This is a genomic window from Pseudoduganella sp. OTU4001, assembly GCF_038440195.1.
Taxonomy (GTDB): domain Bacteria; phylum Pseudomonadota; class Gammaproteobacteria; order Burkholderiales; family Burkholderiaceae_D; genus Rugamonas.
In genome coordinates this window covers 106,336-129,066 of the sequence record NZ_JASATG010000013.1, presented here as the reverse complement: position 1 = coordinate 129,066, position 22,731 = coordinate 106,336, and the positions used below count along the sequence as shown (strand labels likewise).

25 protein-coding genes are annotated in these 22,731 nt (G+C 63.0%); 14 read left to right on the top strand and 11 right to left on the bottom strand.

What is annotated here, in order from left to right; genetic code table 11:
* Positions 1–10: 10 nt before the first annotated feature.
* Genes gloA through AAHE99_RS14200 form a run of 3 tightly spaced genes read right to left on the bottom strand, consistent with a single transcriptional unit; the run spans position 11 to position 2,028 of the window.
* A complete protein-coding gene (gene gloA, locus AAHE99_RS14210) occupies positions 11–421 on the bottom strand; it encodes a lactoylglutathione lyase (protein WP_342118004.1) in 411 nt (136 codons plus the stop codon).
* 12 nt (positions 422–433) lie between these two features.
* Positions 434–1,744: a PQQ-dependent sugar dehydrogenase gene (locus AAHE99_RS14205; protein WP_446728925.1), complete on the bottom strand. Its 1,311-nt coding sequence runs from the start codon at positions 1,742–1,744 to the stop codon at positions 434–436.
* Between the two features lie 8 nt (positions 1,745–1,752).
* Positions 1,753–2,028, bottom strand: a complete 276-nt coding sequence (locus AAHE99_RS14200; RefSeq protein WP_342118003.1) for a hypothetical protein — start codon at positions 2,026–2,028, stop codon at positions 1,753–1,755.
* 97 nt (positions 2,029–2,125) lie between these two features.
* On the opposite strand from AAHE99_RS14200, the gene AAHE99_RS14195 reads away from it, so the two are divergent.
* Positions 2,126–2,989 (top strand): DUF3667 domain-containing protein, encoded by an 864-nt coding sequence (locus tag AAHE99_RS14195; protein WP_342118002.1) that lies wholly within the window; start codon positions 2,126–2,128, stop codon positions 2,987–2,989.
* Here the strand turns inward: AAHE99_RS14195 and AAHE99_RS14190 are convergent.
* From AAHE99_RS14190 to AAHE99_RS14170, 5 genes are all read right to left on the bottom strand, one after another.
* Positions 2,986–3,945, bottom strand: coding sequence for an alpha/beta hydrolase (locus AAHE99_RS14190; protein WP_342118001.1), 960 nt, complete (start codon positions 3,943–3,945; stop codon positions 2,986–2,988). The genes AAHE99_RS14195 and AAHE99_RS14190 overlap by 4 nt on opposite strands.
* Positions 3,942–4,181: a hypothetical protein gene (locus AAHE99_RS14185; RefSeq protein WP_342118000.1), complete on the bottom strand. Its 240-nt coding sequence runs from the start codon at positions 4,179–4,181 to the stop codon at positions 3,942–3,944. The genes AAHE99_RS14190 and AAHE99_RS14185 overlap by 4 nt, the downstream gene beginning before the upstream one ends.
* Before the next feature lie 64 nt (positions 4,182–4,245).
* Entirely contained in the window at positions 4,246–4,956 is a 711-nt protein-coding gene (locus AAHE99_RS14180) for a substrate-binding periplasmic protein (RefSeq protein WP_342117999.1), read from the bottom strand.
* A gap of 32 nt (positions 4,957–4,988) precedes the next feature.
* On the bottom strand, positions 4,989–5,432 hold the full coding sequence (locus AAHE99_RS14175) for a hypothetical protein (protein WP_342117998.1): 444 nt from the start codon (positions 5,430–5,432) through the stop codon (positions 4,989–4,991).
* 64 nt (positions 5,433–5,496) lie between these two features.
* Entirely contained in the window at positions 5,497–5,871 is a 375-nt protein-coding gene (locus AAHE99_RS14170; RefSeq protein ID WP_342117997.1) for a VOC family protein, read from the bottom strand.
* A 139-nt stretch (positions 5,872–6,010) separates the two neighbouring features.
* On the opposite strand from AAHE99_RS14170, the gene AAHE99_RS14165 reads away from it, so the two are divergent.
* Together AAHE99_RS14165 and recN are read left to right on the top strand one after the other, a co-directional pair.
* A complete protein-coding gene (locus AAHE99_RS14165; RefSeq protein WP_342117996.1) occupies positions 6,011–6,910 on the top strand; it encodes an NAD kinase in 900 nt (299 codons plus the stop codon).
* Complete coding sequence (gene recN, locus AAHE99_RS14160; protein WP_342117995.1) at positions 6,910–8,556, top strand: DNA repair protein RecN; 1,647 nt, start codon at positions 6,910–6,912, stop codon at positions 8,554–8,556. The genes AAHE99_RS14165 and recN overlap by 1 nt, the downstream gene beginning before the upstream one ends.
* Here the strand turns inward: recN and AAHE99_RS14155 are convergent.
* On the bottom strand, positions 8,551–10,293 hold the full coding sequence (locus AAHE99_RS14155; protein WP_342117994.1) for an ABC transporter ATP-binding protein/permease: 1,743 nt from the start codon (positions 10,291–10,293) through the stop codon (positions 8,551–8,553). The genes recN and AAHE99_RS14155 overlap by 6 nt on opposite strands.
* Positions 10,294–10,423: 130 nt before the next feature.
* Between AAHE99_RS14155 and AAHE99_RS14150 the strand changes: the two genes are divergently transcribed.
* The 8 genes from AAHE99_RS14150 to AAHE99_RS14115 all read left to right on the top strand — a co-directional run bounded on the left by AAHE99_RS14150 (position 10,424) and on the right by AAHE99_RS14115 (position 18,678).
* Complete coding sequence (locus tag AAHE99_RS14150) at positions 10,424–10,822, top strand: VOC family protein (protein ID WP_342117993.1); 399 nt, start codon at positions 10,424–10,426, stop codon at positions 10,820–10,822.
* 39 nt (positions 10,823–10,861) lie between these two features.
* Positions 10,862–11,914, top strand: coding sequence for a ferrochelatase (gene hemH, locus AAHE99_RS14145; RefSeq protein ID WP_342117992.1), 1,053 nt, complete (start codon positions 10,862–10,864; stop codon positions 11,912–11,914).
* A 376-nt stretch (positions 11,915–12,290) separates the two neighbouring features.
* A complete protein-coding gene (gene grpE / locus AAHE99_RS14140; protein ID WP_342117991.1) occupies positions 12,291–12,842 on the top strand; it encodes a nucleotide exchange factor GrpE in 552 nt (183 codons plus the stop codon).
* 74 nt (positions 12,843–12,916) lie between these two features.
* Positions 12,917–14,860 (top strand): molecular chaperone DnaK, encoded by a 1,944-nt coding sequence (gene dnaK, locus AAHE99_RS14135; RefSeq protein WP_342117990.1) that lies wholly within the window; start codon positions 12,917–12,919, stop codon positions 14,858–14,860.
* Between the two features lie 85 nt (positions 14,861–14,945).
* Positions 14,946–16,073 carry a molecular chaperone DnaJ gene (dnaJ, locus tag AAHE99_RS14130; RefSeq protein ID WP_342117989.1) on the top strand — a complete coding sequence of 376 codons (1,128 nt, stop codon included), beginning with the start codon at positions 14,946–14,948 and terminating at the stop codon, positions 16,071–16,073.
* A gap of 12 nt (positions 16,074–16,085) precedes the next feature.
* Positions 16,086–16,742 (top strand): carbonic anhydrase, encoded by a 657-nt coding sequence (locus AAHE99_RS14125; RefSeq protein ID WP_342117988.1) that lies wholly within the window; start codon positions 16,086–16,088, stop codon positions 16,740–16,742.
* Positions 16,743–16,775: 33 nt separating this feature from the next.
* A complete protein-coding gene (locus AAHE99_RS14120) occupies positions 16,776–17,555 on the top strand; it encodes a tetratricopeptide repeat protein (RefSeq protein WP_342117987.1) in 780 nt (259 codons plus the stop codon).
* A 52-nt stretch (positions 17,556–17,607) separates the two neighbouring features.
* Entirely contained in the window at positions 17,608–18,678 is a 1,071-nt protein-coding gene (locus tag AAHE99_RS14115; protein WP_342117986.1) for a UdgX family uracil-DNA binding protein, read from the top strand.
* On the opposite strand, the gene AAHE99_RS14110 is transcribed toward AAHE99_RS14115, so the two are convergent.
* Both AAHE99_RS14110 and AAHE99_RS14105 read right to left on the bottom strand, forming a co-directional pair.
* Positions 18,675–19,475 carry an AEC family transporter gene (locus tag AAHE99_RS14110; RefSeq protein WP_342117985.1) on the bottom strand — a complete coding sequence of 267 codons (801 nt, stop codon included), beginning with the start codon at positions 19,473–19,475 and terminating at the stop codon, positions 18,675–18,677. The two genes, AAHE99_RS14115 and AAHE99_RS14110, sit on opposite strands and share 4 nt — an antisense overlap.
* A 92-nt stretch (positions 19,476–19,567) precedes the next feature.
* Entirely contained in the window at positions 19,568–20,179 is a 612-nt protein-coding gene (locus AAHE99_RS14105; protein ID WP_342117984.1) for a DUF2238 domain-containing protein, read from the bottom strand.
* Between the two features lie 48 nt (positions 20,180–20,227).
* Here AAHE99_RS14105 and AAHE99_RS14100 point away from each other — a divergent pair, with 48 nt between their 5' ends.
* Genes AAHE99_RS14100 through AAHE99_RS14090 form a run of 3 tightly spaced genes read left to right on the top strand, consistent with a single transcriptional unit; the run spans position 20,228 to position 22,626 of the window.
* Positions 20,228–20,821 carry an ANTAR domain-containing response regulator gene (locus AAHE99_RS14100; protein ID WP_342117983.1) on the top strand — a complete coding sequence of 198 codons (594 nt, stop codon included), beginning with the start codon at positions 20,228–20,230 and terminating at the stop codon, positions 20,819–20,821.
* A gap of 37 nt (positions 20,822–20,858) precedes the next feature.
* Positions 20,859–21,986: a CmpA/NrtA family ABC transporter substrate-binding protein gene (locus tag AAHE99_RS14095; RefSeq protein ID WP_342117982.1), complete on the top strand. Its 1,128-nt coding sequence runs from the start codon at positions 20,859–20,861 to the stop codon at positions 21,984–21,986.
* A gap of 10 nt (positions 21,987–21,996) precedes the next feature.
* On the top strand, positions 21,997–22,626 hold the full coding sequence (locus AAHE99_RS14090; protein WP_342117981.1) for a methyl-accepting chemotaxis protein: 630 nt from the start codon (positions 21,997–21,999) through the stop codon (positions 22,624–22,626).
* The last annotated feature ends 105 nt before the right edge of the window (positions 22,627–22,731 follow it).

Here is a 22,731-nt window from a genome sequence, read left to right as displayed (position 1 = left end):
GGAAGTTTCCTCAGCGCAGGCCAGCCCCCTGGCCGTCGAAGCTGCGCTCGATGAGTTCAATCTTATACCCATCCGGATCGGTCACGAAGGCGATCACCGTGCTGCCGCCCTTGACCGGACCCGGCTCGCGGGTGACGTTGCCGCCGTTGGCGCGCACCGCCTCGCAGGCCGAGTAGATGTCTTCGGCGGAGATCGCGATATGGCCGTAGGCATTGCCCATATCGTACTTGTCCACGCCGTAGTTGTACGTCAGCTCCAGCTCCGCATGCTCCGGGTTGTGCCCGTAGCCGAGGAAGGCCAGCGTGTACTTGTACTCTGGATTATCGCTGGTACGCAAAAGTTGCATGCCCAGCACCTTGGTGTAGAAGTCGATGGATCGCTGCAGGTCACCAACCCGCAGCATCGTGTGTAGGATACGCATGCGTCTATTTTATCAGCGTGCCGCCGGGCTCACACGCCACACCACATTCCCCACATCGTCCGCTACCAGTAGCGCGCCTACCTTGTCCACCGCCACGCCCACCGGGCGGCCGCGGGCCTTGCCATCGCGCGACAGGAAGCCGGCCAGGAAGTCGATCGGCGGGCCGGACGGCCGCCCATCGGCGAACGGCACGAACACCACCTTGTAGCCGCTGAACTCCTTGCGGTTCCACGAGCCATGCTGGCCGATGAAGGCGCCGCCCTGCCAGCTGGCGGGGAACAATTTGGCCTCGTAGAAGGCCAGACCCAGCGAGGCGGTATGCGAGCCAAGGCCGTAATCCGGCATCACCGCCTTCTGCACCATCTCGGGCCGCGGCGGCTTGGGCCGGGCGTCCACATGCTGGCCGAAGTAGCTGTAGGGCCAGCCGTAGAATGCGCCGTCCTTCACCGAGGTCAGGTAATCCGGCACCAGGTCGTCGCCCAGCTCATCGCGTTCGTTCACCACGGTCCACAGCACCTTGGTCTTGGGCTCCCAGGCCATGCCGTTCGGATTGCGCAAGCCGGTCGCGAACAGGCGCGACTTGCCGGTGGCGCGTTCGTATTCCCAGATTGCGGCGCGGCCTTCTTCCTTGTCCATGCCGTTCTCGCCCACATTGCTGTTGGAGCCCACCGTCACGTACAGGAAGCGGCCGTCCGGGCTGGCCGTGATGTTCTTGGTCCAGTGGTGGTTCAGCGGCCCGGCCGGCAGGTCCAGCACCTTGATGCCGGCGGCGCTGATCGAGGTCGCGCCTTCGGTGTAGGGGAAGCGCACCACCGCATCGGTATTGGCCACGTACAGGTCTTTATCGACCAGCACCATGCCGATCGGGGAGTTGAGGTCCTTGAGGAAGGTGCCGCGCGTTTTCGCCACGCCGCGCTCGTCGAGATCGCGCAGCAGGGTGATGCGGTTGGCGGACGGCGTGACCGAGCCGGCCTTCTTCATCATATGCTTCATGATGGCGCCCTTGATGCCCTTGCCGTCTTCCGGCTTGGGCGGCGCGGCGGATTCGGCCACCAGCACGTCGCCATTCGGCAGCACGTACACCCAGCGCGGGTGGTCCAGGTCGCGCGCGTAGGCGGTGACGTTGAAACCGGAAGCAGGCAGGGGCTTGTCGTCGCCTTGCCAGCGTTCGACCGGCGCCACCTTGGTGGTCGGGATCAGTTTCTTGTCCGGGTCGGGCAGCACCGGGTTCGGGCCCCAGCCCATTGGATAGGTTTGCGCCAGCGCGATGCTGACGCCAACGCAGGCCAGGGCGCCCAGTGTGGCGAAGATAACGGTACGCATGGCAGGCCTCAATCGCGCTTGGTACCGGGCAGGGGATGCGCCTGCGCGCCGTCGCCGCCGGACTGGCTGCCGGGCTGCGGCTTCTGCAAGCCCGGGGTGGCGCGGCGGTCGGTATCAACCAGGCCCTGTTCGACGTCTTCCGCCGCTTGGCGCATCACGCTACGGGTGCGCTGCTGGCTTTGCCCCTGCGGCGATTCGTCGCGTTCATGGGGCAGGCGCTTGCCTCCGCTTTTCTCCACGGGCGCCTGCGTGTTGACCTTGCGGTCCTTGCTGTTCGGTTCCATGGTGTGGTCCTCCTCGAGCCATGGTAGCGAAGGGGCGTGGCGGCGGTCGCCAGCTTGACCAGGTGCAATTTTGCTAAGAAGCCGGTAGCATGGCGGGATGAGTACAGCAAGCGACCACACCTGCCGCAACTGCGGCGCCACCACCACCGGCAACTACTGCCATATGTGCGGGCAGGAGACCCACCTGCACGGCCCCAGCTTCGGCGAATTCCTGCACGAATTCGTCGGCCACTACGTTGCGCTGGAGCAGCGACTGCGCGGCACGCTGATGCGGCTGCTGTTCCGCCCCGGCTTGCTGACCAATGAATACCTGGCCGGGCGCCGCCGGCGCTACGTCGAGCCGCTGCGGCTGTACCTGTCGCTCAGCATCATCTTTTTCGCGGTGCTGAAGTTTTCTGAAACGGATATCGTCACCGCCGATCCCCAGCCGGCAGCGCCGCAGGTCGCCGTACACCCGGCAGCGCCGCCAGCGGCGCCGCCAGCGCAGCAGGGCGAGTTGTTTGAGCAGATGCTGGCGCGCGAGGCGCCGGCGATCTTCCTGCCGTTTGACCGCTTCTTCAACAAGATGACGGACGCGGAGAAGAGCGCGGTTATCCAGGCGGGCTTCTACAAGTACGCGCCGTACGCCATGTTCCTGCTGATGCCGGTCTTCGCGCTATGGCTCAAGTTGCTGTACGCCGGCGCCGGGCGCACCTATGGCGAGCATCTGCTGTTCGCGCTGCATACCAACGCCTTTGCGTTCATCATGCTTGGCGTGTTCATGTTCCTGCCGCAGGGCTTCCTGAAGTTCCTGGCGTTTTGCTGGGTGGGAGGCTACCTGCCGTGGGCCATGAAGCGGGTCTACCAGAAGAGCCGCTGGGGCACGCTGTGGCGCTGGCTGCTGCTGGCGGTGCTGCATGGCGTTTCGCTGGCGGCAGCCGTCCTCGGCGTCTTCGTGGCGGGGATCATGTCGGCGCACTAAGGCGCTGTCGGTACGATGAAATCCGCAATGGCTTTGCTGACGCCCGGTGCCAGCGGGATGCCAGGTTCGGCATAGGTGGCGAGGTTCTGCCGCCGGTCGCTCGATGGAACGGCCTTGAGCACGTGATTGACGTCGGGCAGCATGACCAGCGTCGCGTGCGGGGCGGCTTGCTTGAGCAGGGCGCCATCCCGTTCGCTGATCTGAATGTCGCGTTGGCCTTGCAGGATCAGCACCGGCTGCCGGTAGCCGGCGAGCAAGCGCGCCGGGTCATACGAGAATGCGCTGGCCAGGAAGCCTTGTACTTGCGGCGCGAACAGGCCGAGCAGGGCTGGGTGCATGCCGGCGGTATCCACCCGGCGGCCTTGTTCCAGCGCGTCGATGGCGCCCATCGCCTGCTCCAGCAAGGGGGCGTTGGCGGGATTGGCTTTGAGCTGGTCGCGCAAGACTGTCCCCAGCGGCCGGCCGGCGGCGGCCACCAGCACCAGGCCGCAGATGCTGGGGACTTCCCGCGCGGCGGCCATCGCCACCAGGCCGCCTTCGCTGTGGCCGATCAGCCATACGCATTTGGCGCTGGTGTGCTTGCGCGCGGAATCGGTCCAGGCGCGGATGTCGGTGACGTAGTCTGCGATGGTGACCGCGTTGGCATCCTTCGTCGCAGCTGCGCTGGCGAACATGCCGCGTTTGTCGATGCGTATGGTCGCCACCCCGCGCGCCGCCAGTTCCTGTGCCAACAGCATGTAGGTCGATGCGCGCACGCCCAGTGGGTTGTTGCCATTTTGGTCGGTTGGGCCGGAGCCGGGAATGATCAGCGCGACCGGGCCGGCTGGTGTGGCCGGCGCAAGCAATGTGCCTTTCAGCGGACCGAGCGGACCGGCCGCATCGACCACGCTTTCCACCGGCGCCGCGCAGGCCAGGCTTGCGGCGAATAGCGGCGCCAGCGCAAGAAGGCGCATCATGCTCCGATCAGCGCGCGTACCGCGTCCGCCTCGTTCAGTACAGCCACCATCTCGGCGTCCGTGGCGTTACCGGAAGTCTTCACGATCTGGTCGAATCTTTGGGCCAAAGCATTGCTCCGCGCCGCCAGCTCGGGCGGAATGGTGGCGGAGGTCAATGCGGCTACCGATAGGCCCATGCGGTGGAAGGCGTAGATGAAGCGCCCAACGCGCTCATAGTCAGGAGTTTGGTTTTCCATGGGTTCTGAAAATCAAAAGGGCCCCATGGTAGCAGCCGGCGCAGGCGAAAAGATGCGCGAAATGTCACCGCGGTCGCAGGCGGGCCGCGAACCATAGTTTTTCGACCGCGCCGCGATGGCGTGCGAAGTAGCCGGGGTGGACGTGCAGGTAGATCGGCGTGACCGCAAATGCCATGGGAAGCATTTCAATGCGACCCTTGAACTCGCGCTCGATGATCGGTTGCGCTTCGCCCTCCAGCGCCACCACGGCCTGCACCCGTCCGCGCGCCAGTTTTTCCAGGTTCTGTTCGATCGTCTTGGCGCCCTCGTCAACCTTGACGCCGGTTTGCCGCAAGCGCTGCGCCACCGCCAGGCCGACCTGGATGCCGACCGGGCGTTCATCCATGCCGGCAAACGTGCTGCCATCCCACTGCACGCTGCCGCCCGCCTGGCGATAGATGGCGAAGCGCACCAGGCTCACTGCGCGCGTTTCATCCGCCACGCCATTGGCCATCGGGAACACGCCGTATTCCATACGCTCGGGTAGGAAGGCCGACAGAACGGCATCGACTTCACCGGACTTGAGCCGGTTAATGCAGCGCAGGCGCGGGGCGTAGGAATTTTCGATGACCATGCCACTCGCCTTGGCGGCCTGGCGCAGCAGCGCTTGCGCCTCGCCGCTGCCGTCCGGCATGGTATAGGGAGGGAAAGGATGGTCGAGTGTGCACAGGCGCAGCTTTACGGCGTGTGCGTTGGCGCTTGTAGCCAGCAGGAGAGCTAAAAGGACGGGATGCATGCGCATCCGGTAATCCTAGCATTTACTCTTGCTCAATAATCGAATTTGTTGCTGCCTTTTTCTTTGCCGGCGCGGCGCTGGCGCGCGGCTGCGTCGCGCTGGCTGCGCGCTTCGGTTTCAGCGCGCTGGCGCTGGCGCAGTTCTTCGGCGACTTGGGCGCGCACCGCGCGTTCGGCGTAGATGGCGTCGAGGCGGCGCTGCGCTTCGTAGCGCTCGCTCATGTTCACATAGTGGAGGGCTTGCTGGACCAGGGCCACCAGCCAGGCAATCGCCAGCGCCCACAACACGAACGTGTAGACGGATTGCCAGGAACCGAACGATCCCGCCAGCAGCGGCTGCACCTGCGCCAGCGCGCTTTGGCCGACAAACGCGAGGATGGCGGCCATGATGCCCAGCAGCACGGTGCCGATCAGCTGGCGCTTGGCATGCTGGCGCATGAGCTCAAGTTCGGATTGGACTTCGGAGACGGCTTCCATGATGCAGCTGGGGAATCTTTTAATACCTTCATTTTACCCCATATTGCCGCTCGGAAAGCTGCAATTAGCCCTGCGTCGGCTCCCACAGCTCGACCTTGTTGCCATCCGGGTCGATAAACCAGCCGAACCGGCCGTAATCGAAGGATTGCACGTCGCCCACCAAGGTGCCGCCGCCGTCGGCGACTTGCTTGAGCGCGCCATCCAGGTCGTCCACCACGAAATTGATCATGAACTCGCGCTTGGACGGGGCGAAGTAGGACGTGGTGCTTTTGAAAGGGCTGAAAACGGTGGCGCCGTTCTTTGGCATCAGGGCCGGGGCGAAGGAGGCGTAGTCCTTCGATTCATCCGGCAAGCCCAGGCAGGCCTGGTACCAGGACATGAGCGCCTGCGGGTCCTTGGATTTGAAGAAGATTCCGCCTACGCCGAGTGCTTTTGCCATTCTTATTCTCCTTGTTATATACTGTGAAAATATACAGTATTTATTAGCGTACCGGCCAGCGTCGCAATGCATGGCAAGAGCAAGCATTATGGGTTACTCTGCTGCGTGTTGCTACCCCCATATTTTGACCGAGATTGATATGTCCGCTACGCATCCGATGTACAACACGATTGCCCTGGTCGTCCGGCCAAATACCACCGGCATCGAGGAACCGGTGCGCGATGTCATCAACTTCCTCAAGGATGGCGGCTACAGTGTGGTGCTGGAGGCCGATACGGCGGAACACCTGGCCATTTCCGATATCCCTTCCATGAGCGTGCAGGGCATTGGCGAGCGCGCCGATGCGGTGGTGGTGATGGGGGGCGACGGTACCATGCTGGGCATTGCGCGCCAGCTGGCCTCCTACGACACGCCGCTGATCGGCATCAACCAGGGCCGTCTCGGCTTCATGACCGACATCCGCCAGGAAGACATGCTGCCCGTGCTGGGCCGCATCCTGGGCGGCACGCATAAGGCCGAGCGCCGCACCCTGCTGGAAGGGCGCGTGATCCGCGACGGCAAGGCGATCTTCTTCGGCACCGCCGTCAACGATGTGGTGGTCTCGCGCGGCGCCGGCGCCGGCATGGTGGAACTGAGCGTCGATGTCGACAACCAGTTCATGTACAACCAGCGTTCGGACGGCTTGATCATTTCCACCCCGACCGGTTCCACGGCGTACGCGCTGTCGGCCGGCGGCCCGCTGCTGCATCCAACGCTGGGCGGCATCGCCATGGTGCCGATTGCGCCGCACGCGCTGTCCAACCGTCCGATCGTGCTGCCCGACTCCAGCGAGATCGTGATCGAGATCAAGCGCGGCCGCGACATCACCGTTAACTTTGACATGCAAACCTTCGCCAGCGCGGCTATTGGCGACCAGATCCACATCCGCCTGTCGCCGCACACCATCACCTTCCTGCACCCGGAAGGCTGGAGCTACTACAACACCCTGCGCGAAAAGCTGCACTGGAACGAATACCCTTCTACTGACGGCAAAATCTGATGCTTCGAACCCTGTCCATCCGCGATTTCGTTATTGTTGATTCGATTGAACTGGAATTTTCCTCAGGCTTCACAGTCTTCACCGGCGAAACCGGTGCCGGCAAATCCATCCTGATTGATGCACTGACGCTGGCGCTGGGGGGCCGGGGCGATGGCAGCATGGTGCGCGAAGGCGCGGCCAAGGCCGATATCACCGCCGATTTCGCATTGACGCCGCAGGCCGAGGCCTGGCTGGAAGCCAATGAGTTCGAGGTGGAGGAGGGCGGCGCCTTGCTGCGCCGGGTGATCGACAACGCGGGCCGTTCGAAAGCCTTCATCAACGGCGTGGCCGCCACGGCAGGCCAGTTGCGCGAATTGGGCGACATGCTGGTGGACATCCACGGCCAGCACGCCCACCAGTCCCTGCTCAAGACCGATGCGCAGCGCGAGCTGCTGGACAACCAGTGCGGCGCCAATGTGCGCGAGGTGGCTGCCGCCTACAAGGCCTGGCGCGCGCTGTCGAAGCAGCTGGAAGAATACGAGGCCAATGCGGCCAACCTGCAGTTCGAACGCGAGCGCCTGGAATGGCAGGTGGCGGAGCTGGACAAGCTGGCGCCGAAAAAAGGCGAGTGGGCGGAAATCGGCAACGAGCACTCACGCTTGTCGCACGCCGCCAGCCTGCTGGAAGGCGCGCAGGAGGCGCTGGGCGTGCTGTCGGAGGCCGACGAGCATCCGGTGCTGTCGCAGGTCACGACCATTTGCTCGCGCCTGGGCAAGCTGGTATCGGTCGACGCCGAACTGCAGCCGGTAGTGGAAATGCTGGAATCGGCGCGCATCCAGTTGCAGGAGTCGGTGTCCGCGCTGAACAACTACATGGACCGCGTGGAGCTCGATCCCGAGCGCCTGCGCCAGGTGGACGCGCGCATGGAAGCGCTGCATTCGGCCTCGCGCAAGTTCCGCGTACAGGCGGATGACCTGCCGGAAGAACACGAGCGCCTGTCGGAAAAGCTGGCGCAGCTGGCCGATGCGGCCGACCTGGAAGGCCTGCGCAAGCAGGAGGAAAAGCTGAAAGACGCCTATCTCGCGCTAGCGGCGCAGCTTTCCGCGGCGCGCGCAACGGGAGCAGCGGCGCTGGGCGCCGCCGTCACGCAAGGCATGCAGGAATTGAGCATGTCGGGCGGCCGCTTCGAGATCGCGCTGCGTCCGTGCGAACCTTCCGCGTATGGCGTGGAACAGGTGGAATTCATGGTGGCCGGCCACGCCGGCGTTGCGCCACGCCCCCTGGCGAAAGTGGCATCCGGCGGCGAACTGGCGCGCATCTCGCTGGCGATCTCCGTCATCACATCGCACGCCACCACCGTGCCGACGCTGATCTTCGACGAAGTCGATAGCGGCATCGGCGGCGGCGTGGCGGAAGTTGTCGGCCGCCTGCTCAAGCGCCTGGGCCAGGAGCGCCAGGTGCTGTGCGTGACGCACTTGCCGCAAGTGGCCAGCCAGGGCAACCAGCACTTCCAGGTTGCCAAAGGCGCTGCCGAAAACGGCCGCACCGCCTCCCGCATCGAGGTGCTGGACCAGAAGGCGCGTATCGAAGAAGTGGCGCGCATGCTGGGCGGGCTCGAAATCACCGCCACCACCCGCAAGCACGCCCGCGAGCTGCTGGCGTCATAAGTCGTCGAAGCGGAATTCGCTGGCTTTGTAGACTTCCCATTTGCCTTCGCCGGTGAACTGCAGCACGTGGGTGTGGTGGCGCAGCACGGCGGCGCGGTGGGCGATGCTGATCAGGGTGGTGCCGCTCTCGCGCAGCCGCGCGTAGAGCGAGGCTTCGTTGGCGCTGTCGAGGGCGCTGGTCGCCTCATCGAGGATTACGATGTTCGGCTGGTGCACCAGCACGCGGGCGAAGGCCAGGCGCTGCTGTTCGCCGACCGACAGCAGCTTCTCCCAATCCTGCACCGCGTCCAGGCCACCCACGCGCTCAGCCAGGTGCGGCAAGTGCACCTGCTCCAGGATTTCCGATAGCCGCTCGTCGCTTAGCGCAGTCCGCTCGCTGGGGTAGATGATCTGGCTACGCAAGGTACCGTGTTGCAGGTAGGGCTGCTGCGGCAGGAAGAAAAAATCTTCCATCGGCGGGTGCCGGATCACGCCGCTGCCGGTGCGCCACAAACCCGCAATCGCCCGCAGGAGCGAGCTCTTGCCGCAGCCGCTTTCGCCCGTAATCAGTAGCGCGTCGCCGGGCAGCAGGTCCAGGCTCAGGTCCTTGATCAGCACGCGATCCGAGTGCGGTGGTGATAGCGTAATGGATTCGAGGGAGAGATGCTGGCCCGGGACGCGCTGGATGAACGAGGCGTCGTGCCCGGCATCGGCACTCGGCGCGGTAGGGGGCAGCACTTTTTCCGACAAGGATTGCAGGCGGCCAACACCTGCGACAAAGCGGCTCAGGCTTTCAAAGTTCTCGACAATCACACCGACCGCGGCGAGGACAGCGGCGAAGGCCCCGGCCGCCTGCGTGGCGCGGCCCACTTCAAGTTCGCCGGACAACACACTGTTGGCCAGGAGCACGCCCGGCAGCACCAAGGTGAGCTGGCTGAAGGAGCGCTGGAATAGGTTGAGTGAGCGCTGCTTGGCGATCAGCCGCGAAAAATTCTGGATCACCTTCTCCAGCCGCGAGTTGATGTGGGCCCGCTCCTGCGCTTCGCCACGATAGAAGGCAATCGACTCGGCATTCTCGCGCAGGCGCATCAGGCTGAAGCGGAAATCCGCCTCACGGCGCAGCTGCCAGAAATTCAGGTGGATCAGCGGTTTGCCGAACACGTACAGCGCGACAACGGTACCGGCCAGCGCGTACGCCGTCAGCACGTAGACCAGCACATGCGAAATCGACCACAGCACCGCGCTGAACGCCACCAGCTGCATGATCGAGCCGAGGAAGATCAGCAGGAAGTGGGTGGAGCGGCCGGTGAAAGTGTTGATGTCCTCGCTGATACGCTGGTCCGGGTTGTCGATTTCGCCGTCCGCGCCAAGTTCGTAATACTTGCGCGCTTTCAGGTAGCCGTCGAGAAAGCGGCCGGTCAGCCAGCGCCGCCACTGGTTGGCGAACAGGTCGCGCATGTAATAGTAGAAGGCATAGACCGGCACCGCGAACCCGATTACCACCAGGCAATCGCGTACCGATTTCCGGAAGCGCTCGCCATCCCGGGCGGCCAGGGCCGAGGTCATTTCGCCGGTCTGCTCGTTCAACATGACGGCCAGTTTGGTTTCGACCAGCATCAAGACGATCAGGAGCGACAGCAGGAACCAGGCCTTGTTCCGTTCCGCCCCCAGCCAATAGGGCTTCGCCACCTTGAGGAATTGCCTCCAGGCGCCAAGCGATAAGGGAGAAGGCCGGCGGCCTTTCGCGGGGGTATTCATTTCTCTACCATATTGCCTGACTTGTAGCTGTTCAGTGCGGAAACAGACATAAAATGCCCTGGCAATGTCGATTTCTGGCAGCGTTATTCGTCGTAGGTATGCAATACCCACCCCAATGAATGGAGACGCCATGAAAAACTCGGTCATTTTTAACCTGCCGGTCAAGAGCCTGGAAAAGTCCAGGGCTTTCTTTTCTGCGCTGGGTTTTACCTTTAATGAACAATACTGCGGCCCGGAGGCGGCTTTTATGAGCATTGCCGGCGACACGGTCCAGGCCATGCTGACCACTGAACCGTTTTTCAAGTCCCTGATCAACAAGCCGGTGGTGCAGGCGAAAGAGGCGAACGAAGTCGTGATCTGCCTGATGTGCGACAGCCGCGAGGAAGTCGACAGCCTGATCGCCAAGGCCCTTGCCGCCGGCGGCACCACCCCGCACCCGCCGGAAGACCACGGTTTCATGTACGACCAGGGATTCGAGGACCTGGACGGCCATCTTTGGAACCTGGTCTGGAGCGCGCCCCAGGAATGAATTTATAATGGTTGGCTCACGAATAAGAAAAGAGCCTCCATGCCGTTCGCTAAAGAACCACCAATGCCCCAGGGCGCCGTTACCAAAACCGCCGTGGTGCTGGTCAACCTCGGCACCCCCGACGCCCCAACGCGCGGCGCAGTACGCCGCTACCTGAAGGAATTCCTGTCCGACCCGCGCGTGGTCGAAATCCCGAAGGCGATCTGGTGGTTCATCCTGAATGGCATCATCCTGCCGTTCCGCTCCGGCCAGTCGGCGCAAAAGTACGCCTCGATCTGGACCAGCGACGGCTCGCCGCTGAAATTCCACACCCAGGCCCAGGCCAAGCTGCTGCGCGGCCTGCTGGGCGAGCGTGGCCACAACGACGTGACGGTGGCCATGGCCATGCGTTACGGCTCGCCATCGCTGCCGGAAGTGCTGGCCAAGCTCAAAGCCGACGGCCACGACCGCATCCTGATCCTGCCGGCCTACCCGCAATACTCCGGCACCACCACCGCCTCCGTCAGCGACGCCGTGTTCGACCACTATAAGAAAGTGCGCAACATTCCCGAGCTGCGCTTCGTGCGCGATTACCACGACCACGAAGGCTATGTGGACGCGCTGAAAAAGACCGTGCTGGCCTACTGGGAGACCCACGGCCGCGGCGAAAAGCTGGTGATGAGCTTCCACGGCGTGCCAAAACGCACCATCGACCTGGGCGACACCTACCAGGCCGAATGCCTGGAAACCGCCCGCCTGCTGGCCGAAAAGCTGCGCCTGGGCGAGGACCAGTACCTGGTCACCTTCCAGTCACGCTTCGGCAAGGCCGAGTGGCTGCAACCCTACACCGCCCCGACCGTGGCCCAGATGGCCAAGGACGGCGTGCGCAAGCTGGATGTGATTTGTCCCGGTTTCACCAGCGACTGCCTGGAAACCCTGGAAGAGATTGCGATGGAGGTGCGGCACGACTTCCTGTCCAACGGTGGCAAGGAATTCAACTACATCCCTTGCCTGAACAGCCACCCGGCCTGGATCCAGGCGCTGACGGAAATCGCCGAGCAGCACATGATCGGCTGGCCGACCATGTCGTCGATGCGCAAGCTGCGCAAATAAGTCCTTTGTTAGCACTTGTGGGTGACGAGTGCTAACCTGCTAAAATAGCTGGTTAGGGGATGAGTTCGCTGAAGACGATCACTGCCGTAGCAAGAAAGCTCCAGGCGATGACCGATGCTGTAATAAATGGCAACTTCATGATGCGCTCCGAGGGAACGCGGCGTCCAGGCGCCGCATAGATTCATCTTAGTCAAAACCCACGGTTAACGTATCTCCAAGTTTTGTAAGATTTGTAACTCTGCTGTTACAGACTCATCCCGCCGGCGTGCGCCGGGCCTTTGCACGGAGGGGCAAAATACCCCTTGAAATGATGTGGGTAAGCCCCATTTCTTGCCGGTGCAGTAGTTATTTCAATAGATTTGTAGGAGTCTTTTAGATGCAAGACCAGGAAAACCAGCCAAGCCAGAACCCAGAAGCAGTGGAACCGGTAGAAGCCCAAGCGACTCCAGCTGACGCAGCTCCAGCCATGTCCGACCTGGAAGCACAGCTGTCCGCGACCGAGGCGAAACTGGCCGAGATGCACGATGCATTCATGCGCGCCAAGGCCGAAGGCGAAAACATCCGCCGCCGCGCCCAGGAAGACGTTGCAAAAGCACACAAATTTGCTGTTGAGAGCTTTGCCGAAGCCATGGTGCCGGTCAAAGACAGCCTGGAAATGGCCCTGAAAGTCGAAAACCCGACCCTGGAATCGCTGAAAGAGGGCGTCGAAATGACCCTGAAGCAGCTGAATTCCGCCTTCGAGCGCAACCGCCTGGTGGAAGTGATGCCGGCGGCCGGCGATAAGCTGGACCCGAACAAACACCAGGCCGTGGCCATGGTGCCTGCCGAGCAGGAAGCGAACACCGTTGTAGCAGTGCTGCAAAAGGGTTACATGATTGCGGACCGCCTGCTGCGTCCCGCCATCGTGACGGCTGCCCAGCCAAAGTAAGGCACTTGAAATCGAAACAGATTTTCCACATATAAGAAGCATTCAAAACTTAGTATTTAAAGGAAGAACAAATCATGGGCAAGATTATCGGTATTGACCTGGGCACCACCAACTCCTGCGTCGCCATCATGGAAAACGGCGCGCCGAAGGTCATCGAGAATGCGGAAGGCGCGCGTACCACCCCTTCCATCATCGCCTACCAAGACGACGGCGAAATCCTGGTTGGCGCACCTGCCAAGCGCCAGGCTGTCACCAACCCAAAGAACACCCTGTTCGCGGTAAAGCGCCTGATCGGCCGTAAGTTCCAGGAGAAGGAAGTCCAGAAGGACATCTCCCTGATGCCTTACGAAATCATGAAGGCCGACAACGGCGACGCCTGGATCGGCGTACGCGACAAGAAGCTGGCTCCTCCTCAGATCTCCGCAGAAGTGCTGCGCAAGATGAAGAAGACCGCTGAAGACTACCTGGGCGAAGAAGTGACCGAAGCGGTCATCACCGTGCCTGCGTACTTCAACGACTCGCAGCGCCAGGCAACCAAGGACGCCGGCCGTATCGCTGGCCTGGAAGTCAAGCGCATCATCAACGAACCTACCGCAGCCGCACTGGCATTCGGCCTGGACAAGTCCGACAAGGGCGACCGCAAGATCGCCGTGTATGACCTGGGTGGCGGTACTTTCGACGTGTCCATCATCGAAATCGCTGACGTGGACGGCGAAAAGCAGTTCGAAGTGCTGTCGACCAACGGCGACACCTTCCTGGGCGGCGAAGACTTCGACCAGCGCGTGATCGACTACATCATCGACGAATTCAAGAAGATCAACGGCCTGGACCTGAAGAAGGATCCAATCGCCCTGCAGCGTATCAAGGCATCGGCCGAGCGCGCGAAGATCGAACTGTCGTCCTCGCAGCAGACTGAAATCAACGAGCCTTACATCGCCATGGCGAACGGCGCGCCAGTCCACCTGAACCTGAAGATCACCCGCGCCAAGCTGGAGTCCCTGGTTGAGGAGCTGATCAACGCCACCATCGAGCCATGCCGCACCGCGATCAAGGACGCCGGCGTGAAAGTGTCCGACATCGACGACATCATCCTGGTCGGCGGTATGACCCGTATGCCTAAGGTGCAGGAAAAGGTCAAAGAGTTCTTCGGCAAGGACCCACGTAAGGACGTGAACCCTGACGAAGCCGTGGCTGTTGGCGCCGCGATCCAGGGTGCAGTCCTGTCGGGCGACCGCAAAGACCTGCTGCTGCTGGACGTGACCCCGCTGTCCCTGGGTATCGAAACCCTGGGCGGTGTGATGACCAAGATGATCCACAAGAACACCACGATTCCTACCAAGTTCTCGCAAGTGTTCTCGACCGCCGACGACAACCAGCCGGCCGTGACCATCAAGGTATACCAGGGCGAGCGTGAAATCGCAGCGGGCAACAAGGGCCTGGGCGAATTCAACCTGGAAGGCATCCCACCAGCAGCACGCGGTGTGCCGCAGATTGAAGTGACCTTCGACATCGACGCCAACGGCATCCTGCACGTGGGCGCGAAAGACAAGGCCACCGGCAAGGAAAACAAGATCACCATCAAGGCGAACTCCGGCCTGTCCGAAGAGGAAATCCAGAAGATGGTGAAGGACGCGGAACTGAACGCGGAAGAAGACAAGAAGCTGAAGGAACTGGCTGAGTCCCGCAACCAGGCTGACGCGCTGGTGCACTCCACCCGCAAGTCCCTGACCGAATACGGCGACAAGCTGGAAGGCGGCGAAAAAGAGAAGATCGAAGCAGCGATCAACGACCTGGAAGCCACCCTGAAGGACGGCGACAAGGCAGCGATCGACGCCAAAGTGGCAGCACTGTCCGAAGCTTCGCAGAAGCTGGGCGAGAAGATGTATGCTGACATGCAGGCGCAGCAAGGTGCTGCCGGTGCCGCCGGTGCTGGTGCAGCAGGTGCGGGCGCCGAGTCCAAGCCAGCCCAGGACGACGTGGTCGACGCCGACTTCAAGGAAGTCAAAGACAGCAAGTAAGCTTCAAATCCGGTCTGAGTAATGACCTGCCGAGCGACGCATCCAGACGGGGCTCGCTCGGCTTTTTCGCATAAATTGGTACACCATGGCAAAGCGTGATTTTTACGAGATCCTCGGGGTCGCTAAGAACTCGTCCGAAGACGAAATCAAAAAAGCCTATCGCAAACTCGCGATGAAATACCATCCGGACCGCAATCCGGATAACAAAGAGGCTGAGGAAAAGTTCAAAGAGGTGAAAGAGGCCTACGAGATGCTGACCAATCCGGAAAAGCGCGAAGCGTACGACCGCTATGGTCACGCTGGCGTCGATCCGAATATGGGCGGCGGCGGAGGCGGCGGCTTCGGCGGCTTTGGCGATGCGTTCGGCGACATCTTCGGCGACATCTTCGGCGGCGGTGGCCGCGGCGGCCGTTCCTCCGGCCCGCAGGTTTATCGCGGCGCAGACCTGCGCTACAACCTGGAGATCACCCTGGAGCAAGCGGCCCACGGCTTCGACACCACGATCCGCGTGCCGAGCTGGGACAAGTGCGACACCTGCCACGGTTCCGGCGCCAAGCCGGGCACCTCGCCGGTGACTTGCTCCACGTGCGGCGGCCATGGCCAGGTCCGCATGCAGCAGGGCTTCTTCAGCATCCAGCAGACCTGCCCGAAGTGCCACGGCACCGGCAAGATCATCCCTGAGCCATGCCCATCGTGCTCCGGCGCGGGCCGCATCAAGCGTAACAAGACGCTGGAAGTGAAGATCCCGGTCGGTATCGATTCCGGCATGCGTATCCGCTCCACCGGCAACGGCGAGCCGGGCACCAATGGCGGACCGCCGGGCGACCTGTATGTGGAAATCCACATCAAGCCGCACAGCGTGTTCCAGCGCGAAGGCGACGACCTGCACTGCGAAATGCCGATCAGCTTTGCGAAAGCAGCGCTGGGCGGCGAGATCGAAGTGCCGACGCTGGATGGCAAAGTTTCCTTCACCGTGCCGGAAGGCACGCAGTCCGGCAAGACCTTCCGCCTCAAGGGCAAGGGCATCAAGGGCGTTCGTTCCGGTTATCCGGGCGACCTGTTCTGCCATGTCGCCGTTGAGACGCCGGTCAAGCTGACTGACAAGCAGAAAGAACTGCTGCGTGAATTCGAGCGCTCCACTACCGAAGGTGGTGCGAAGCATAGCCCCCAGACCAAGTCCTTCATGGACAAGGTCAAAGACTTCTTCGAATAAGAGACGAGTGATATGAGTGACGACGTAATGAAGCACCTGCTGGAAAACAACCGGCAGTGGGCGGAGAAAAAAGTAGCGCAGGACCCTGACTACTTCCGCAACCTGTCCATGGTTGGCCCGGAATACCTGTGGATCGGCTGTTCCGATTCGCGCGTACCGGCAAACGAACTGCTTGGCCTGCCGCCAGGCAAAGTGTTCGTTCACCGTAACATCGCCAATGTGGTGGTGCACTCCGACCTGAATTCCCTGTCGGTGCTGCAGTTCTCCATCGAGGTGCTGAAGGTGAAGCATGTGATCATCGTCGGCCACTATGGCTGCAAGGGTGTGCACACCGCGCTGACCGGCGGCCGCGTGGGCCTGGTCGACAACTGGCTGCGCCACGTGCAGGACGTCGCCCAGAAGCACGAGCGCTACCTGGGCTCCGCGCTGAACGACGTGAGCAAGCAGAGCGAGCGCCTGTGCGAACTGAACGTGGTGGAGCAGGTGGTCAACGTCTGCCAGACCACCATCGTGCAGGACGCGTGGGACCGCGGCCAGGAGCTGACCGTGCACGGCTTCGTGTACGGCCTGAAGGACGGCCTGCTGCACGACCTGGGCATGAACATCTCCTCGCCGGCCGACCTGCAGCCTTGCATCGACGCCCGCCTGGCGGAATACGCACAGCAGTAATATCCTGCCAAAAAAGCATGTACACTTCTGTGCATGCTGAAATTCATCTCCAATCTTCTCGCTTCCCTGGGCGCCTCGCGCGCCGGGGCGGCGGCACAGTTCCAGCCTACGCCGCAGCTCGCGGTGAAGGCTGGCGATGTGCTGGTACAGCCGGCGCCCAACGACCAGGGCTGGTCCGCGCTCAAAGTCTTTGCCGTCGACGGCGCCACCGCGCACTTCCTGACCTATGAACCGGTAGCCGCCAAGCCGCGCCTGTCGTCGCTCGACGAGGCGGTGGTGCGCCTGGCCCACGCGCAGCGTGCCGCCTCCACGCTGGCGGAAGGCTGGGAGCTGCTGGGCAACCAGCCCGCCACCGAGCGCGAGCTGCAAGGCTTGAAGTACATGGATTTCGAGCTGTACGTGCGCCTGACCGGCCAGGACGTCGACACCATCATGCGCACCGCCCGCGAGCACTTTGAGCGCGCCGGCGTGCATGCCACCGAAGGCCGCCGCATTGACGCCATCAACGAATACGGCAAGGCGATCGAACTTTATCCCGCCTTCACCGAAGCGCTCGACAAGCGCGCTTTCTCCTTCATGGAGCTTGGCCTGTACGAGAAGGCCCTGCGCGACCTGGACGAATCGCTCTACCTCAACGAGGATGGCATGGCAGCCTTCTTCAGCAAAGGCGAATGCCTGATGAAGCTGGGCCACCTGGACGAAGCGGCCGCCATCTTCACCGAAGGCCAGGAACGCTTCCCCGAGCACGCCAGCCAGTTCAACGAATTCCTCAAACGCACCCGCGCCTTCGCCCTCACCGGCCGCCCGGCCTGAGCGGCTCGCTGCATCGTGCGCCGCCTGGCGTCGGGCTTCGAACAATGGGCTGATGCACGATCCGCAAACGCCCGCCTCTCTGGATGAATGCCGCCGCTGTGAGCTGTGGCGCGATGCCACACAGCCTGTCGGTGGGCAGGGGGCTCGCCGCGCCAGGTTAATGTTGGTGGGTGAGCAGCCTGGCGACCAGGAGGATATTGCTGGCAAGCCCTTCGCCGGCCCTGCCGGTGAGTTGCTGGACGATGCGCTGGCGGCGGCCGGCATCGATCGCCGCCAGGTCTACATCACCAACGCCGTCAAGCATTTCAAGTTCGAGATGCGCGGCAAGCGCCGCATGCACAAGACGCCGGCGCAGAAAGAAGTCGCCGCTTGCCACTACTGGCTCGAAGCCGAACTGGAAAGCGTTGCCCCCGATGTGATTGTCGCCCTCGGCGCCACAGCGCTGAAGTCAATCCTGCAAAGCGGCAGCGTCGCGCTGAAGGACTACATGGGCGAGGCCGTCGAGCGCAACGGCCGCTGGCTCATCGCCACCTACCACCCGGCCTACGCCCTGCGGGTCCCCAGCAGCGAAGCGCGCGCCGCCGCGCGCCGGCCATCGTTGACGCGCTGCTGGAAGCCAAGCGTTTACTCTAAAGCGTTGCTAGGGTGGTCGCTACTTGATATTGTGGCAATCATGACGAACATCTTTTCCCCACCGCATCCGCGCCCTGGACGGCGCCTTTGGTATATCGCCCTCCTGGTCCTTGCAGTGGTGCCCGCGCTCGGGTGGTACGCGAGTATGGAGCGGCCATATGCGAATACGGCAGCACGCTTTTACGCCGAGCGCATGGCAAAGCATGTCGGTGCGTACATCATCAATCATCGCCGCTTGCCTGCAACGCTGACCGAGGCAGGTGCAAACGAGGCTCCCCCCGCCGGTGTGCGCAGCATTGCGTTCAACCCGCAGACGGCGCAGATTGAAGTGTCGCTGGACGAGCAAACGTCTGCCGGCCCGGCGTTTTACCTGGCGCCCAGCTGGAGCTCCGACGGCTACGTCAATTGGCGCTGCCTGCGCGGCAGCCACCCGCTGGAGCGTCTGGCACCCGGATGCGATAAAACGGCAACTACTCCCTTCAAGATTTAGCGGAGCAGAGGGATCGTTATCGCAGCCAGCAGGGTTTGCAGCGTGATCAGGGAAGCCATCAAGCGCGCATCTCCGCCCAGCTGGCGTGCCATGATGTAGGCGTTGGGAGCAGTGGGAAGCGCGCAGTAGAAACAGGCGGCCAGGGTGACGGCTTGCGATACGCCGAGCAGTGCGCAGACTTGCGTCGCCACCAGCGGCAGCACCAGCAGCTTCAGCCCAGAGGTAAAGGCCAGCGCGGCGGGGCGCAGGCCCTCCAGCGAGAAAACCAGGCCGCTGCCGACGCACAGCAGGCCGAGGGCAAGCGCTGATTTGCCGAGGATGTCGAGCGTGTTCATGAGCGGCAGCGGCAAGGCCAGTCCACTCACGCTCGCCGCGATGCCGGCCAATGTCGCGAGGATGATGGGATTGGTGGCCAGCGTGCGCGCCACGCGGCCCGGCGCGACTCGGCTGCCGCTCCACCACGACAGCGCCAGGATCGACACCACGTTCACCACCGGCAGGCAAAGCGCCAGAGCCAGCATCACCAGCGCTGCGGTCTGCTGCGGGAAGAACAGCGTCGACACGGCGATGCCGAAATAGCTATTGGGCCGCATCGCGCCCTGGATCACTGAGGAGCGGCTGGCGTCGGGCAGCCCGCGCCAGAACAGCAGCACCAGCAGGGCGAGGCCGACAACGATCAGCGTCGGCAGCAGCGTCGCCAGCGCGAGTTCGCCGACCATCCGGCCCTGGAAGTCAAGCCGCGAAATACCGGTGAACAGCAGCGCGGGAAAGGCGATGAAGTAAGAGAACTTCTCCACCGAAGGAAAGAAATCCTCCGGCATCCAGCGCGCCTGCCGGATCGCCACGCCCAGCATAATCAGCAGGAAAACCGGAAGGATTGCGGCCAGCATCAGCGTTGGGCCAACTGCCGGTCATGCCAGCGCGAGAGCGTGAGCAGCGCCGCCGCGCCGCCCAGCAGCGCCATGAACATATCGGACTGGGTATCCCACTGGTCGCCCTGGGTGCCGAGGAATTCGTCCGCCCCCTGGCCCAGCGCCACGGCAGCAGCCCATTCGATCAATTCATAAGTCGCGCTGATCGCCAGCACAATGCAAATCACCACAAAGGCCAGCATCTTGCCGCGCGCCAGATGGCGCCCGCGCAGCAGGATCTCGCGCGCCGCCATGGCCGGGATAAAGCCCTGTGCGAAATGCCCAAGGCGGTCATACGGATTGCGCGACAAGCCAAGCCAATGCTGCAGGTCGAAGCCAAACGGCACGCGCGCATAGGTGTAGGCGCCGCCCACCATCAGGATCACGCAATGCACCGCAATCAGTGCATACAGCAGGTCCGTCAGCCGGTAGCTGCGGTAGGAATACGCCAGCAGCGGCAGTGCGATCAGCACCGGCATCACTTCCAGCCACCAGGTGGTGCGGTCGTAGGGAGCGATGCCCGACCAGGCCAGGACAACTAAAACAAGGGCGCACAGCGCCAGGTGCAGAGGGGATATGGTTCGGTTCATGCCGGAAGTTTAACGCGAAACCTGGCCCGGATCTTGCTCAATTGGGGTATGAGCCGCAACTTACGCATCGTTTTGATCCATCCCGCGCACGAAAGTGAGGCACGCGCACATGCCTTGCACAGCGGGCTGGCGGAAGCCGGCTACGACCTGCTGGCCTCCCTGCCGGCCGATTTCCATCTGCCGGAGCACATCGCCCGCCTGCAGCCGGACATGATCATCGTCGACGCCGAATCGGACGCGCGCGACGTGCTGGAACACATCGTCATCGCCACCCGCGACGAGCGCCGCCCCATCGTCATGTTCACCGAGGACGACAAGGCCTCCTCCATGGAAGCGGCCATGGCGGCGGGCGTTTCCGCCTATGTGGTGGCGGGTTTGCAGCCGGAGCGCGTGAAGCCGGTGCTGGAGGTGGCGATGGTGCGTTTCCGCCGCGAGCAGCAGCTGCTGGACGAGCTGGAAGGCACGCGCCTGAAGCTCGCCGAGCGCAAGGTGATCGACCGCGCCAAGGGCATTTTCATGGCGCGCCATGGCATGACCGAAGACCAGGCCTTCCAGAAGCTGCGCAGCATGGCCATGAACAAGAACCTGAAGCTGGCCGAATTGGCGCAGCGCATCCTGGACGCGGAGGATTTGCTGGGCTGATGCACCGTTCTGGTGCGAGCCTGGCAGGAGTAAAGGTATGCAGATTGAAAAAGACATCGTCAGGATTGGCTTCAACCCGCTGACCGATTGCGCGTCGCTGGTGATGGCGTCCGTACTGGGGCTGGACCGTAAGCACGGCATCCGCATCGTATTGAGCAAGGAAACGTCCTGGGCCGGCGTGCGCGACAAGCTGCTTACCGGCGAGCTGGACGCGGCGCATGCGCTATATGGCCTGGTGTACGGCACCCAGCTCGGCGTCGGCTCGGTGCAGCGCGATATGGCGATCCTGATGAACCTGAACCGCAACGGCCAGGCCATCACCATCTCGCGCCGTCTGGTGGACGAGGGCATCAACGATGGCGCAGGCGTGGCCGCGCTGGCGCATGAACGCCAGTTGCGCTGGGCGCAGACCTTCCCCACCGGCACCCACGCCATGTGGCTGTACTACTGGCTGGCCGCGTATGGCGTACACCCGCTGCGCGAAGCGCGCATCATCACCGTGCCGCCGTCGCAGATGGCGGCCAACCTGGCGGCAGGCCATATGGACGGCTTCTGTGCCGGCGAACCGTGGAACCATCGCGCCGTGATGGACGGCGTGGGCGTGACCATCGCCACCAGCCAGCAAATCTGGCCCGACCATCCCGAGAAGGTGCTGGCCGCCACCCAGGACTTTGTACGCCATAACCCGAACACCGCACGCGCCCTGGTCGCCGCCGTGCTGGAAGCGAGCCGTTGGATCGACGCCAGCGCCGCCAACCGCATGGCGATGGCGGAGATCATCTCCGCCGTCCAATACGTCAACACCAGCAAGGAAGTGATCTGGCAGCGCATCCTCGGCCACTACCAGGACGGCATGGGCCGCAGCTGGGAGGACGCGCACAGCATGCGCTTCCACCAGGAAGGCGCGGCCAATTTCCCTTACCTGTCGGATGGTATGTGGTTCATGACCCAGCACCGGCGCTGGGGCCTGCTCAAGACCGCACCCGACTACCTGAGCGTGGCGCTCAGGGTGCACCAGATCGCCCTCTATAAAGAGGCGGCAGAAATAACGGAGACTCCAGTACCCGCCAGTACCCTGCGCAGCTCGGTGCTCATGGACGGGACCACCTGGGATGGCAAAGATCCCGAGCGCTACGCCGCTTCCTTTGCCATCCATATGTTGTGAAGGAGAGCGCATGAAAGAGCCGGCCAGCCCCCTTTCGGGTGAAGTATTCGGAGCCTTGATCAACCTGTCCGGCCGCCGCAGGTTCACCTCGCAGCGGCTGGTGCTGTATGCGGTGCTGGCGGCGCAAGGGCAGCCGGGTGCCGCCGACATAGCGCGCGACGCGCTGGCGCTGTTCCGCGAGGCCCACCATACGCTGTTGAACGGCAGCGACGCGCTGCCAGGCATTTTCTGCCCCGAGCTGCAGGAGGCCTACCACGGCAAGCCAGGCGGCGCGCGCCAGATTGCGGAATTCATCGATGTGGCGCAGCGTGCGCTGGACAGCGGCGCGCCGGGCCACGCGCTGGACCAGCTGGTGGCCACCGCTACGCCGGTGCTGGCGGTGCTGAACCAGATCACCGCCATCTATGAAGAACAGTCCAAGAAACACGCGGTGCTGATGAAAAAGCAGCTGCGCGGCGTGATCACGGAAATCGAAACCATCGCGCGGCAAGCAAAGATGGTCACCTTCAACGCCCGCGTGGTGGCGGCACGGGCTGGCCATGCCGGGCGCGAATTCGCGGTGGTTGCCGGGGTGCTATCGAACATCACAACAGAAATCGACGACATGGTGAAGGCCGCACTTCAGGCAACGAACGCCTGAGTGCCGCCCTATTGCGGTGCACCATTCTTGGGCGCGCCGCACCGCAAGGTGGCGAAAATCGGCCCGGCGCACGTCGTGCGGGCCGTCTTCCCTAGGGAGACGCTC